Genomic DNA, 13,833 nt, shown 5'->3' with positions numbered 1-13,833 from the left:
AGACCGTGATCGCACGGGGTTCGCGACCGTCGTGGACACCTGGCGGAGGAGGGGCGATGACTGCGAAGTTCGAGCTTTTCAAGGACGCGGCCGGCAAGTTCCGGTTCCATCTGAAGGCAGCTAACGGGGATATCATCGCGGCGAGCCAGGGCTACACCTCGAAGGCGGCGGCTCAGACCGGGATCGCGTCGATCAAGGACAATGCCGCAGCCGTCTCCACCGAGGATCTGGCCTGACCTTTGATGATCCCCGTCGCGCCGATGACTGAGACCGCCGCTCGCGGGGTCGGGGCGGGGTTGGCGGATTTCGCTGGGGGTGTGCGCGGGTCTGCTGCTGGGGTTCTTCTGCTACCTCAACACACATATGTCTAATGCAGTGCGAACTTCGCGATCGGGCAGCCGAGTCCATTACGAGGGGAATTCGGTACTTGTGATCGGGCATATCGACGGCGAGGACGTTGGTCGAGTATTGCGTGTCGACTGTCGTGGAAGTTCTATCCGCCTGTAAGTGCGGTGACGCGCCCTGGTTTGGGGCGTGCCGGAGCCATAACTATGTCGTCCACCCCGCTATTGTTTGGCCGTGACCCTCGCTGACATCACCCGTGAATCGGTGCTCGCCGCCATCACGGAGTGCGACGAACTCGGGCAGGACCAATTTCTTGCCAAGTACGGCTTCGCACCAGCACGGTTCTACCGGGTCCTACACGACGGACGCGAGTACGACTCGAAAGCGATCGTCGGCGTCGCCCACGCCTACGCCGCCGGCCGCGCGTTGACCGCAGCCGAATTCTCCGGCGGACAAAACACAGTGGTCAGAGCGCTCGAATCCCTTGGCTTCACCCTCACGACGGCACCGCAGGGTGCACCCGCGCAGCGCCGCGCATGGCTGGTGATGACCAAAACCGAGTACCGCCGACTTGGCGGCGGGGAGAAGTACGACGACGACGCCGCCAGCCACTACAGCTGGGACAGCAATGTGGCGAACTCACGCCAAGTCTCTCCCGGCGACGCCATCGTCGTCTGGGACCAGAACGACCTCATCGGCGCCTCGGTGATCGAAACGATCGCCGAGGGCGAGAAGACCAAGGCAATCGGTCGATGCAGAGAGTGCGGAACCACGAACTACCTGGAACGTAAGACACTGCAGCCGCGGTACCGCTGCTATGACTGTGGAACCGAGTTCGACGAGCCGACATTCACCGAGTCAAACGTCAAGACATTTCGGACGACACACGACCAGGGATGGGTCGACCTCGCCGGCGTACTCGACGCCCCACAACTGCGCGCACTGTGCGTGAAGAACTACTCGCAGAACAGTATCCGCGAACTCCGCTGGGATGACTTCCGGACAGCGGTCGAGGCGGCCGCACCGGGAGAGCCGCTCACGATCGTCGACGCCACCAGCAGACAGCTCTCGGGCGGAGGTCACTCAACCCGCCCTGTCCGAGTGCGGCTCGGGCAACCCGCCTTTCGCGCGGAACTCATCCGGCGTTACGGATTGAACTGTGCCTTCACCGGACCATCACCAGCGGAGACGTTGGAAGCGTGCCACTTGTACAGCTACGCGGACGTCGGAGTCCATGACAGCGAAGGCGGACTCCTGCTCCGCCGCGATCTCCACCGGCTCTTCGACCACGGTCTCATCGCGATCGACAGTGCCGGCACCATCGACATCACGGACGAGATCCGGAAGTATCCGTCGTACGGTGATATTCACGGAAACAAGGTGGGGATCACGCTCAGCACGAAGCAGAAGGCCTGGGTCCAGCTGCACTGGGACGAATGGCGATCCGAGCCCTCAGGACTGCGCGCTATCTGATCAGATCCGGGTGCACGTCGGTGACCTTGCCGCCACTGACTGCCGGGCGCTTTTCGTGAACGACCGGGTGACCCGCACCGGGGCTGATCCTGATCACCGATGTGGAGGCGCTGAATGCCCTTCTGAGGGCGGTGGGCCCGGATCGGGACCTGGTCGATGAACCGGAGCCGCTCGCCGGTGGGTGGCCTGCCTGGTCACTGGAAACGGCCCTGCATGGCCTGCGGGGGTTGGGCTGGACGAAGCGACGAAGTTGATCGCCCGCAAACGTCCCCGGCTGAATCCGAGGTGGGGGTCCGGGTAGCTGCCAGGAGGCCCGGTAGCAGACTGGCGGCTCGGTCCGGATGCCACCGCTCGCGTCGTGGTCGAGCAGCAGGCGCAGACCCCGACGTCGGCAGTATCTCCGAACGCGCTGCGCAACCTCGCGCTCGGCGTGGCGGTTGGGTTGCTGCTCGGCATCGCGCTCGCCGTTCTCCGGGACCGGCTCGACAACACCGTCAAGGACCGCCGCACCGTCGAAGAGCTGGCCAGATCCTCTTTGATCGGCACCATTCCGTTCGACAAGGAACGGCAGACCCAGCAGGCGATCAACTTCGCCGACAGCAACTCCTCCAGCGCCGAGTCATACCGAGAGCTGCGCACCAACTTGCAATTCCTCGAAGTCGACAACCCGCCGCGGGTCATCGTCGTGACGAGTTCACTGCCATCCGAGGGCAAGACCACCACTGCCATCAATATTGCCCTCGTTTTGGCTGAGGGCGGGCAGAACGTATGCCTGGTAGAGGGCGACCTCCGTAAGCCCCGTGTGTCGAAGTATCTCGGCGTCATGGGATCTGTCGGCCTCAGCAATGTGCTCGCGGGCAAGGCCAGCCTCGACGCAGTGCTCAGCCTCGCCAGGCGGGACCGCGCCACGGGCCACAGTCACCTTCGACTCCGCCACCTTCTCGGCGAATTGTGCTGCCACATACCGTCGTACGGTCGATTCCGACACCGCGACGCCGTGGTCGTCGCGCAGGCGTTGCGCAATCGTCGCTACCGTCACCGACGCCGTCAGCTGCCCGTCGATCCAGTCGTGGTGCGCGGCGATCGCCGGCCATGTCCCCGCCCGCGCCGCCGGGTCGCCGACCTCCGGGAACCATCCGGTGATCAGCTCCCACCAGAGCGGCTCGTCGAACTTCCCTCCCTCGCCCGGTGTCAACCCGGCCGCCACGGCGGGAGCCAGGTATTTCCGGATGGTTTTTCGGTCGATATCCAGGGCCTCCGCGATCTGCACCTGGGACCGGCCGGCATGCCAATGCCGGAACAACTCCATCAGATCGATCATCGTCCACGTTCTCCTCGCCACCGTCAGGCCCCTTCCCGGGCCCCGTTGTCGGTGACCCAGTCAGGAGCGAACCTGCAGCAGCACCCGAACCCCCGGCCGACACGCCCCAGGGGTGGGGTGCCTCTCTATTTGTCAAGCGGCCCTGGCGGATTGATTCTTTTCTGGTCGAAGACGATGCTTTTCGTCGGCGAGCATGATCCGCCAGACGTGATCGGACAGGTGACGTTTGAGGGCGCGCCTCGCCGCAGCGGGCTTTCTTCCCTCGGCGATCTTCTTGTCGTAATAGGCGCGCCCGGCGCTGGCGGGCATCCGGATCTGAACCACGGCGACGGTATAGAGCGCGCTGTTGAGTTGTCGGTCGCCGTAGCGGGAGAGTCGGTGCCGGTCGGTGTCGGCACTGGCGATCTGTACCGGCGCCGTGCCGTTGTAGTTCGCAAAGGCCGCCGCGGTCGGGAACCGGCTGGCCCGTCCCGTGCGACCGATCAGCCGGGCGGCGGTCACCGCACCGATCCCGTCCACCTCCCGCAGATGGGTGCCGTGCTCGTCGAGCGTTTTGGCCATCTGCTTCTCGTTCGCCGCGAGCTGACTATCGAGGCGCCGGATGTCGGCGATCAGGTCGCGGCACAGCCCGACCCGGGCCCGGTCCACCTCGCTGCGGACGCGGAAGCCCCGCAACAAGGCCGTGGCCGCGGCCGCGGTGAGCGAGGTCGGGGCACCCCCGGCGAGCAGCTGCCGCAGGAGCGCGTGGAGTTGATTCACGATGCGAGTTCTGCTGCCCGACAGGTTTGTTCGTCGCTCATCGAGTAGGGACAGGATGTCGGTGGGACCCTCCGGATCAACCGGGCGGGCGTCGTCCTGTGCGGCGGCGACGCACGCCGCCGCCGCCGCATCGATGCGGTCGTTCTTGCGTCGGCCGCCGCGGGAGAGTTCCCGGACCCGGGCGGTGGCGGTGGTCGGAACGTCGAGGGTGACCTCCCCGAGGACGAGCAGCCACTGCGCAAGGTGATGTCCGAGACCGTACGCGTTCTCGACCGCCCACTGGCGTTGCGGCCAGGACTTGGCCCAGGCGATCAGCGTCTTGTAGCCGGTGAGGGTGGCGTCGATGCGGATCGAGCCGAGGTCGGTGTTGGTGGCCGGGTCGACCGCGGTTGCGGTGTGGGTGGACTTGTGGGGATCGATACCGATGACGATCATGGAAGACGGTTCCCTTCTCTGTCAGGATGGGATCCGCGGAGGACAATCCGACTTCAAGTACCTCTCACAGCAGCTTGGGGTCACGCCTCTCTTCAGTCACTCCGCGAACGCAGACCGGGAGGGGTGGACACACCCCTACCAGGGTCAACCCAACGGGCGGGTGACAGGAATTACGCGAGTCAGCCCTTCCGGTCTGCTACGGAACGCTACGGGTAGCTGACCCGACCACGGACCGCTGACACTCATACAAGTCGGAATTACGTGACGGACAAACCCCTCAACCTGGGGAATTACATGACCGCTGACATGCCTGAAGATTGGCCCTAGATGGACCACACGAGCGCCGTGGAACGTAACCCTGGCCTTCCTCTACTTCATGCTCTTGCTCGGCACCCGATCAAGAGTCGTAACTGCGGTGGCGGTGATCATCATGGCGGTTTGTCTGTTTCGCGTGATGCACCGCAACCAGAACGCAAACATCATTGGCTGGTTCGCGCTGGCCAGCGTCGTCGCCACAGGGTGGTGGGTTGCGACGCGAGATGACCTCGTGAACATCGTCATCGATTTCGTCGTACGCGGCCAGGATGCGCAGGGGCTCACAACCCTAACCGGAAGAACGGTCGTGTGGGAGCGTGTGCTTCCGCTCATTCGCACGGACGAATGGTGGGGTCTTGGCTACTACAGCGGTCACCGTATCGGCCTTCCGATGCGAGACAGCCTGTTCAGGAACTACAGCAACCTGGACAACACCTGGCTAGAGAGCATGGTTGGTGTAGGAATAATCGGCACGGCGGGGCTGCTGGTGTTCGTGGTCTTTGGTCTGGCTCGGTCAATCAGGGCGACGAAAGGGATGGGACCCTACCGTCTCCTCGCAACACTCCTTGTAATCGGCGTGGCCTGGTTGACCCTGATCAACCCGACCGTCCAGGCCAACACTTCAACGCTAGTGTTCTTTTCCTTGATAATCTTCGCTACCAGGCGAGTCGGATCGACGCACCCAGGAGCTGCAACTTCAAGCCCCCGCAACGCTGTTGCGGGCACATCTCGATCCCCGCAGCGATCGGGTGGGCGAGTCGGCCAGATCCGGTCGTTCCTGTGACGACCCACTGTGTCAAAGTTTGGTCATGAAGACGTACGCCGATTTCGCTGACTGGTCCGAGTTCCGTGACGCCGTGGGCCCCGGCTACGTTATGGCATTGCATGAACTTACGGTCGTTGTCGGCTCGGCATTCCTTGATTATGTGTACGCGAATGACAGTGGCCACGGTCTGAGGTATGTCGTGCCGACCCCGGAACAGTGCAGTGTTCTCGAGGAGCTGTATGCGCTGTGGAAAGGGATCTGTCAGAGCGCCCCCGAGCCGGACGAACGGCGCCTTGCGATCGCGAGGGCAGTCGGTGAGTACGTCGACGATCTGAAGACTTCGCGCGCTGCGGAATGGCACGAACGGTGCGGTGGTCGAGTGCCGACGACTGTCGACGATGGCAGCGTTGAGGCCGCCTTTAAGATTCTGGCCCGCGATCTCCTCGGCTTCCGGATTCTGGGCACTACGCACATCAATCTTGTGCTCGATATGCACCCTACTAGGCTCGCGTTGAACGAACGCTTCGGTACACACGAACCACTGCTCACCATCTTCGAAAACGCCATAGCAGCTGAGCCCGAGCAGTCCCCGTTACTGACTGTAGTCAGCGAATCGTCGGCGACGGATGCGTCAAACCATGAGCAATCCGAATTACTCGCGGCACCCTCCGCAGCGGAGGCAAACGCTCAACCTGGAGAAGATGCCGAGGCAAAACGCGGAAAGTCCACAGAAGAGGTACATGAGACTGCGGTAGTTGATGCGCCGGAAGAAGGGCAGAACTCGACAGATCCCGAGGTCGATATAGCGAGTGAGCGTCAGGAAGCGCCATCGTCCAAGGACGCGCGAGCGGCGACCCTCGAACCCGAGCGACTGGCCGAGCGCCAGAATTTGACGATGCTCTCGACCGAGCAACTCTGGACTGATGGGTCACGCTCTACCTTGCATTTCTCCGAGCTTCCGTGGGCCATCCTCGGTAATGCCGGCGTAACTCGTTTTCAGCCGCGTGATGTTGTCGCGGCGGTCCAGAAGTCCACTCTCGAGAACCTTGCGGTAGCACGACGTCTATCGGCCGGTGAGACCGTCACAGTGCCCACCGTAGTCGGACTGAGGGGACTACGCCTCAGTGATGATGTCGACTCGATCCAGGGCGACGGTATTCGGCTGCGTCGGTCGACGCCGCTCGATTTCCGGGATTCCGGCGACGGCTCGCAGATACCGACCATCGTCGAGATCGACACCGAGTTCGAATGTCTTGAGAACTGCGTGAGGAAGGCGGCAAGTCCAACTGCACCTGCGCAGTTTCACCAGAGAGCCGACCCGACGAAAGAGGAATACAAACGTCGGAGCATGAACGAGAAGAAGATACGAGCCCACCGTGACTCGCTCGACCGGAAGATGGAACGTCTGCGCTTCGCAATCCTGCTGTCTGGGTCGGACGAAGTTCTGGGGTCAACGACCGTGTTCACCACCACGGTCAGTCCGTTGAGTCAATCAGCGCGACCGCTGCTAAACAGCGCTTCCTACCCGGAGGCGCGGGAACTGTCGACTCAGGTCGCCGACCAGCTGCGCGACTGGCTGCCGAAGGTCACCGCGATGCCGACCCACTTGGTGCTGTCGATGCGAAGGTTGCTTCGTGCAGCCTCGGAACGTCACACTCCCGACGACCAGCTCGTCGACGCGGTCGTCGCGTGGGAGGGCCTCTTGGGCGGCTACCCGGAAATCAGATTTCAGACCACCGGCTCGATGGCCGTTTTACTCGCGGGCTCGGACATGGAACGCCGTATGAAGATATGGGAGGACGGCGGAAAGATCTACGGCCTGCGCAGCAAGCTGGTGCACGGTGCGAATATCGCCGGTGGTGAACTGCAAGCTGACTCACAACTTGCCCTCGAACTAGGCATTGAGGTAGTACAAAAGATCCTCAGTGACCCGGAACTGGCCGCTGAGCCGAAATCCGATAAGCGTTGTCGGCGAATCCTGCTCGGTTTTTAGCCGAACAAGGGCGCATACCTTGCAAATTCGATCGGTCCACCGGTCTGTGTTTGGCGGCAGCGTCGGCAGTGCGCGTGGGGGTTCGGTCAGGGTACGCCCGCTCGAGGTCCTTGGGGACCCGGGTGAACTCGCGACCTCGCCCTTTCGGTCCAGATCTCGGGCCGAGTCGCGGTCGTCTTGGGTTTCCCTATGCCGGTAACGGTCGGTCTCGATGCCGGGGAGAGCTCGGCCTCAGGATCAACCGCTTCGGTGGCGCGTCTGGGTTGATGCTGCACGCCACCTCGGATTGGTCCGCTCCGCCGGTTCCCATAAAGCATGGATGCCGTCTGGGCCTGGGCGGCATCCATGCGGGACGGTGAGAGCATCTGACGCGCCCTGGTCAGTGCGATTCGCGGCGGAGCTGCAGTGTTACTGGTGTGCTTCGGTCCATCGGCGTACCGGGTTGCGGCGATTCGTTGGAGATGAACCACTCGTAGGTTGAATTCGCGGGATCGTTCATCACGTCGTGTCCGTCTGGGGCCGTCGCAACGGTGAGATTGAAGCAAAACAGGGTGTCTGTCGAGGCTGTATTGAAGTCTAGGCCCTGCACATCGGGAAGTTGCAGTGGCCACGGCTCTCTGTCGCACACCTCGTTAGCGGTGAGTTCGGCAGTCGTCGCCGGCGAAGCGCTCGTGGGTGAGATCAGTACGGGTGCAGCACTGGAGGGCGGCAAAGCAGGCGTTGAGACTTGCGATGACGTGCTAGGGGATACCGGTGTTGCACTCGTAGTGGTAGTGGTAGCAGCGGTGGCGGCGTCGCTTGCGTGAGTGGGGGTGTCGCGTACTGGTGACAGTGCGCCACCGACCCCCGTGATGACGATTGCGCCGCCGATGATGAGTCCTGCAGCTTTACGCGACCTGATTCGCGCCCACTCCATCCGCCCGCGAATCAATGCAATAAGACCACAGCCGAAAATAATCAAACCTACCGAGATCAAGAACCCGCCCACGTCGGGCTCCTTTCTTTGTTGTGGCCTATCTCAGCGCGTTTGCCTTTGCGGTTGCGAATTCGGCGTCGGTGAGGACACCTTGTGCGTGTAGTTGCGCGAGCTTCGCCAGTTCGTCGGCTGCGGATGTGACCGGGATAGGGGATGGCGCGGGGGAGTCGACCCGGCCTCCGACGACGTCCTGCGCGACCTTCACAAAGGGGGCGGCATCGTTGTACTTGACGCGACACCTGGATACTCCCCCGGCAAAAGTGATCATCACCTGGGCGAACATGAGATTTTTATGGAGATCGACAGACGTCACGTGCTGCAGTGGAATTGCGCGATGTTGACTCGAGCCGCGCCCGTCCCCGCTGAAGAAGAACCTACGGTTGGTCAGCACGAGCTTGCCGCGAACGGTGCCGGACGCGCCGAATGACTTATCGACGACGGTGGCAAGAACGGATGCAAGCACATCTTCGCCAGGCTGAAGCTCCGCGGAGATCTTCACAAGGTGCTTGTCGGATAGTAGGCCCATGCTCCGAGATTAAACGTGTCCGAATCGCCCTCTGCTCCAGGGCCTCTCCGGATGACGAACTCGGACATCCATACGATCGCAACGAACCCTACGTACCTGTTCCGTTTGCGGCCAAGGAACCGTTCTGCCATCCCGGCGTCGCGTCGGACAATGGTGGGAGATGAAGTGCGGACATTCGCGTTCCCCTGCGCCCGTAGCGCACCAGCGGAAGGCCCGATTGCGGGCGTAGGTCTGGCCGTTGTTGACCGCGCCCGTCAACGATGCGATACCCCATGCGTGCCTCGACTAAGTGGTCTGATTCATAAGTTCGTCGAGGGTTGTTGCCAGGCGGTCGGGTCGCCGAAGGTACAGGCCACAGGCGCAGTCGAGTGCGTCCTCGACACTGCCGGCGAAGTTTCCGTTGGGCAGGACCGAGTCCTGGTACTTGCCGCTGCTGTTGAGGTAGATCGCGAATCCCCACACACTGGCGGATCCGCCGTACCGCAGTCGCATCAACGGGATCACCGTCCCGTCGGTCAGCACGCCGTCGACGTAGGCGAAGTTGCTGCGGAATCGGGTGTTGATCGTGGCCAGTTGCGGCCACCTGGTCCGGGCCCGATCCAGCAGTTTCCAGCGCAGCGAGCTCTTCGTCGATTCCGGTGGCGTCGGCATGTTTGTGATGGTGCCCGATCGGCACGGCTTTCGTGGCGGCCGGCGTGTCGTTGCTCGGGGATTGCTGTGGCCGGTGTGGTGTATGTGCCGTGAGTGATCCAAGTTGTTCTTCGGTGGATGGTGTGTCGTGGTGATGGTCAGCCCGCACCGGGTGGTGTTGACGGGCAACGACCGCGAGGTGCTCGACGGTTGGGTGCGGGCCGGGAGCACACCGCAGAGGACGGTGCTGCGGGCGTTGATCGTGCTGATGGCGGCCGACGGCGACTCGAACGCCCACATCGCGGCCGAGCTCGGTGTCTGCGTGGACACGGCCCGCAAGTGGCGGGCCCGGTTCTATCACCGAGGAATCGAAGGACTCACCGACGCGCCACGCTCGGGACGCCCGCCGCGGTATTCCCCGTCGCAGGTCGCCGCGGTCAAGGCGTGGGCATGTCAGCTTCCCACCGAGCACGAGCTGCCCCTGTCGCGGTGGAGCGCCCCGGAGTTGGCCCGGCAGTTGTTGATCGACGGCATCAGCGCCTCGGCCACGACGGTCCGACGCTGGCTCGCACAGGACGCCTTCAAACCCTGGCAGTACCAATCGTGGATCTTCATCCGAGACCCGCAGTTCGAGATGAAGGCGGCCGTCGTCGTCGATCTCTATGCCCGCAGGTACGACGGAGTCGAGTTGGGGGCGGACGAGTACGTGATCTCCGCGGACGAGAAACCGTCCATCCAGGCCCGCCGGCGCTGCCATCCCACGCAGCCGGCCGACACAGGCCGGCCGATGCGCGTCAATCACGACTACCGCCGTGGTGGGGCACTGGCCTATTTGGCGGCCTACGACGTCCACCACGCCCGGGTGTTCGGCCGATGTGAAACCACAACCGGCATCGACCCGTTCACCGCCCTCGTCGACCAGGTCATGAGCCAGCAGCCATACGCCTCCGCAGCCCGGGTGTTCTGGGTTGTCGACAACGGGTCCTCACATCGTGGACGGGCCGCGATCGATCGGCTGGCCGCGAGGTATCCGAACGCGGTGATGGTCCATACCCCAAAGCACGCCTCCTGGCTGAACCAGGTGGAGATCTACTTCTCGATCATTCAACGCAAGGTGCTCTCGCCCAACGATTTCGAAGACCTCGATGATGTCGAACGGCGCCTGCTCGACTTCGAGGACCGGTACAACGCCACCGCTGTGCCGTTCAAGTGGCGCTACACCACCGCGGACCTGCACCGACACCTCGAACGACTCGACCACCACGACCGAACCCGACAAGCGGCATGACCCCCGACGAATTTATGAACCCAACCACTAAGTCGTCACCCCGCACGTAGTGAGGGCATCGGTCGGCGACTGTCGGGGTCGGTTGACCGGCGATGCCGAGGAGACGCCGCCCGATGGGGACCTGTCTTCTACCGGTAGGGGACGGCACTCGTCCGGAAGCTCAGAGGTTCCAGAGCCGCCGCACTGTGTTCTTAGTCCGGCAGTGACGATGTGGTGATCGGCGCGCAGACGGGTCGCGGATCATCCGTGGTCGGCGAGCCGGGCCGCGGCCGACATCTCGGAATGTCTGTCGAGGTAGCGAAACAGTGAGCGGAGTCTGTAGTGGAGGTCCGCGAGGCGGTGCCTGCGGTGGCTGGTTCTCGGCTGTGGGGATGTCTCGTGGTGGTGGAGGTCGTCTCGTTCGATGGGGACTGCTGAGGGTGGCACCGAGGTCTGTTCGTGGATTGCCCGGAGGTGGTGGGCGACCTCGATCAGGATCGCGACGTCGGTGCGGTTGTAGTTGATGAGCCGATCTCTGAGGGTGGTGTCACCGGTGGTGATGTATTGGTGCCACAGGGAGTTGGCGTAGAGGCCGTTCCCGATGTCGCTGTTGTTCTCCACGCCGAGCCATGCGGCGATGTCTTTGATCTTTCGTCCTGGGATCGGCAGAGACAGTGCTGTTCTGGTCCATTGGAGCAGATCCATGTGCCGTGTCTGTAGGTTGTTTATGAATGCTTGCCCGTCGATTTCGGCAGGGTCGGTGCGGGCGATCAGCTTCTCCAGCCACTTGAGATCGGCGCTTGTGCCGTTCCAGGTGAGCACCGGTAGGTCAGGGTGCTCGGCCAGGAAGTCGGCGAAAGTCACGACGAGGTCGGCCTGATGGTTATCGTCTGCGAAGACGGTGATCCGGTGCGGAGTGCCGATTCCGACGGTTTGTGCGGTCAGCAGCCACACCACGGCCGGTGCTTCGGATTGGTATTCGAGGTCGAGGGCGATGAACTGGTCGGGTACTCGCTCGTGCTGTCCTGGTTGGACGCGCGGCCGGTTCTCGATGAAGACCGCCGCGTGGGCTTGCCAAGCCTGCAGCGTCGACTCGGAAGGTATTGCAAGGTCGGTGGCCGCAAACACCTCGCAGGCGTCGACGGTCGTCATTTCGGCGAGCCGGCCGACCGTGGTGATGCCCCCCGCTTCGAGAGCTGCCCGTTTCTTGCGCCCGATCCCGTTCACCACGGACACGGGTGCAGTGCGACGCACTGACGGCAGCGAGGCTTGCGGGTCCTGCGCGCACACGTCGCAGTCACACCAGAAGGGTTCCAGACCGTTGACGAGGACGGATCTGGCGCGATGCGCCACCTCGTGAACCGCTGCGATCACTTCCGCTCGAATCGCCACGCGAATCGGTTCGGCCGCGCGGCCGGCTTCGTCTGCCAGTTGCAGCCACCCGGCTGGTTCGGCGGCTGTGACGGTGCGGTGCGGCTGTAGCAGCACCCAGTAGAACGCGAGCTCGAACTCATCGAACCGGCCTACCCATCTCCGGTTCTTGATCTCCACCGGTTCCAGGCGGCCATTCCCGATGTTGATCCCATCGGGTACACCCCGAAACCGATACTCCCGGTTGATGAATAGATGGTTGGTGTACACGAGCCGGTCGGTCGTGAGCATGTCGGCCAGTGGCACTGCCCGCCCTGCGTGATCGACGATTGGGACTGTGTCAGCGCGGGCAGCCTCATCGAAGAGGGTGCCCGCGTCCATCAGTGCATGTGTGCGGGATCCCGGTGATGCGGCGTGTCCGACCTCACCTTTCCGCAGCAGGAAGAACCCTTGAGGGCATCGGAGGTAGCGCGTCAGGTCAATCTTTGACAGCCACGGCGTTGTCTCGGCGTTCATGCCGCCACCGTCCGGTCGTCAGTGCCGGCGATCCATCGCTCGGGCGCACGGAAAAGAACGGTGATCACGGCTCGGCTGTCGGTGTCGACGATGATCCCGAGATCGCCGCGTTGACGGACCTGCCGGGTGGGCCCGTACCGGGATTGGCTGTACGTGACCTCCGGGTCGTCGAGAACCGTGCGGATCTCGGAGTCGGTGATGCCGCGTTCGAGGGCCCGTTGGCGGAGGTGGTGGGTGTACGTCCAGCGTTCGGGCGGGGTGGTTGGTGACATGACCTGGTCCTCTCGATTGATCCGCGCGGGAATGCGCGGTGTCGTGGCGCCAGGTCTGTGTCCGTAGAGTGGTGGTGGGGGTTTTGCTCTCTACGGGCGGAACCTGGCACGAGGGGCTCGTTGGCGCGGGCCCCTCGCTGCTTATTGTTCGGTCGACGCTGTCGGGTCTTCGGGTGTGGAGTCCTCAGCGGCAGGATGTGGTGTCGCGCCGGGCTTGGCGGGCCGTTGCGTGAGTTCGTCGACCTCGAGGTTGGTAAGGATCATGCGGCGCCGGCGTAGTACGGTGTCGTCTTCGGTCACGAGCGTCCGCAGCTCGTCCCATGCGGTTTGGGCGCCCTCGATAAGTCCGCGCCACCAATCGTCGAGCTCGAACTCATCGTCTTCGGGGTCGATGTGGCCTTCGTCGATCAACCATTTCCGCAGGGATCCCCAGCCGTTCAACGCAATCGCAGTCGATCCAGAGTCGTCGGAAAACAGCATCGGCGGTAGGTCGTCATCGTCATCGTCGCCGAAGGTGCAGGTGTCGAGGACTTGAAGGTCGCGGAACGTTGCTGCCTCCCTGACCCATCGGCGGCCGATGATTGCACCCCCTTCCGCTGGACCGCGGGGATGGTGGCCCTGACGCGCATCGCTGCCTCCACCAGTTTCAAGCTGCGAGGTGATGTCGCGGGAGCGCAGGTTCACTGCATCGGACAGGGCCTGCTGGCAAACCGCGGAGACCTCGATCTCCGCCGATTTCACGGCCTTTGCGAGGTCGTCAGGCAGATACACGTTCACTCGGGGCATGTTCTTCGTCTCCCTCCATCCGTAAACAGCCTATGTGGCATATGCGCATAGTGTCAACACTACACACCACTAGCCCAATTCT

Annotated in this window: 13 protein-coding genes and 2 pseudogenes; 7 read left to right on the top strand and 8 right to left on the bottom strand. The window is 63.1% G+C overall.

All coding sequences use genetic code 11. The annotated features are described in order from the left end of the window. Positions 1-56: 56 nt before the first annotated feature. From JWS14_RS46665 to JWS14_RS50890, 4 genes and pseudogenes are all read left to right on the top strand, one after another. Complete coding sequence (locus tag JWS14_RS46665) at positions 57-236, top strand: YegP family protein (RefSeq protein WP_206017005.1); 180 nt, start codon at positions 57-59, stop codon at positions 234-236. Between the two features lie 343 nt (positions 237-579). Beyond that, entirely contained in the window at positions 580-1,818 is a 1,239-nt protein-coding gene (locus JWS14_RS46660) for a ScoMcrA-related endonuclease (RefSeq protein WP_206017004.1), read from the top strand. 101 nt (positions 1,819-1,919) lie between these two features. Beyond that, entirely contained in the window at positions 1,920-2,072 is a 153-nt protein-coding gene (locus tag JWS14_RS52290; protein ID WP_338051797.1) for a hypothetical protein, read from the top strand. Positions 2,073-2,152: 80 nt separating this feature from the next. Next, a pseudogene (locus tag JWS14_RS50890) lies at positions 2,153-2,707 on the top strand (YveK family protein); the annotation flags it as partial. On the opposite strand, the pseudogene JWS14_RS46655 reads toward JWS14_RS50890, so the two are convergent. Together JWS14_RS46655 and JWS14_RS46650 are read right to left on the bottom strand one after the other, a co-directional pair. Beyond that, positions 2,708-3,139 (bottom strand): annotated as a pseudogene (locus JWS14_RS46655) (IS21 family transposase); the annotation flags it as partial. It abuts the pseudogene before it with no gap. A 132-nt stretch (positions 3,140-3,271) separates the two neighbouring features. Further along, positions 3,272-4,333, bottom strand: coding sequence for an IS110 family RNA-guided transposase (locus JWS14_RS46650; RefSeq protein WP_206017003.1), 1,062 nt, complete (start codon positions 4,331-4,333; stop codon positions 3,272-3,274). A 301-nt stretch (positions 4,334-4,634) separates the two neighbouring features. On the opposite strand from JWS14_RS46650, the gene JWS14_RS46645 reads away from it, so the two are divergent. Beyond that, a complete protein-coding gene (locus tag JWS14_RS46645; protein WP_338051850.1) occupies positions 4,635-5,432 on the top strand; it encodes an O-antigen ligase family protein in 798 nt (265 codons plus the stop codon). A 25-nt stretch (positions 5,433-5,457) separates the two neighbouring features. After that, positions 5,458-7,407 carry a hypothetical protein gene (locus JWS14_RS46640; RefSeq protein ID WP_206017001.1) on the top strand — a complete coding sequence of 650 codons (1,950 nt, stop codon included), beginning with the start codon at positions 5,458-5,460 and terminating at the stop codon, positions 7,405-7,407. 379 nt (positions 7,408-7,786) lie between these two features. On the opposite strand, the gene JWS14_RS46635 is transcribed toward JWS14_RS46640, so the two are convergent. The 3 genes from JWS14_RS46635 to JWS14_RS46625 form a co-directional block, all read right to left on the bottom strand. Further along, positions 7,787-8,395 (bottom strand): hypothetical protein, encoded by a 609-nt coding sequence (locus JWS14_RS46635; RefSeq protein ID WP_206017000.1) that lies wholly within the window; start codon positions 8,393-8,395, stop codon positions 7,787-7,789. Between the two features lie 25 nt (positions 8,396-8,420). Further along, positions 8,421-8,882: an SHOCT domain-containing protein gene (locus JWS14_RS50885; protein ID WP_241031866.1), complete on the bottom strand. Its 462-nt coding sequence runs from the start codon at positions 8,880-8,882 to the stop codon at positions 8,421-8,423. Between the two features lie 312 nt (positions 8,883-9,194). Then, positions 9,195-9,560 carry a hypothetical protein gene (locus JWS14_RS46625; RefSeq protein WP_206016999.1) on the bottom strand — a complete coding sequence of 122 codons (366 nt, stop codon included), beginning with the start codon at positions 9,558-9,560 and terminating at the stop codon, positions 9,195-9,197. Between the two features lie 133 nt (positions 9,561-9,693). Here JWS14_RS46625 and JWS14_RS46620 point away from each other — a divergent pair, with 133 nt between their 5' ends. Further along, the gene (locus JWS14_RS46620; RefSeq protein ID WP_206017310.1) at positions 9,694-10,827 is read left to right on the top strand and encodes an IS630 family transposase; all 1,134 of its coding nucleotides are present in this window, start codon (positions 9,694-9,696) and stop codon (positions 10,825-10,827) included. Positions 10,828-11,067: 240 nt separating this feature from the next. Here the strand turns inward: JWS14_RS46620 and JWS14_RS46615 are convergent, their stop codons facing one another. The 3 genes from JWS14_RS46615 to JWS14_RS46605 all read right to left on the bottom strand — a co-directional run bounded on the left by JWS14_RS46615 (position 11,068) and on the right by JWS14_RS46605 (position 13,751). After that, positions 11,068-12,468: a ribonuclease H-like domain-containing protein gene (locus tag JWS14_RS46615; protein WP_206016998.1), complete on the bottom strand. Its 1,401-nt coding sequence runs from the start codon at positions 12,466-12,468 to the stop codon at positions 11,068-11,070. A 221-nt stretch (positions 12,469-12,689) separates the two neighbouring features. Beyond that, positions 12,690-12,965: a DUF4258 domain-containing protein gene (locus JWS14_RS46610; protein WP_206016997.1), complete on the bottom strand. Its 276-nt coding sequence runs from the start codon at positions 12,963-12,965 to the stop codon at positions 12,690-12,692. Positions 12,966-13,106: 141 nt separating this feature from the next. Then, entirely contained in the window at positions 13,107-13,751 is a 645-nt protein-coding gene (locus JWS14_RS46605) for a type II toxin-antitoxin system CcdA family antitoxin (protein ID WP_241031865.1), read from the bottom strand. Between the last annotated feature and the right edge of the window lie 82 nt (positions 13,752-13,833).

Source organism: Rhodococcus koreensis (assembly GCF_017068375.1).
Classification (GTDB): Bacteria; Actinomycetota; Actinomycetes; order Mycobacteriales; family Mycobacteriaceae; genus Rhodococcus_F; species Rhodococcus_F koreensis.
Note: the sequence above shows the minus strand (reverse complement) of the source record. Positions and strands in the feature narration are given on the sequence as shown.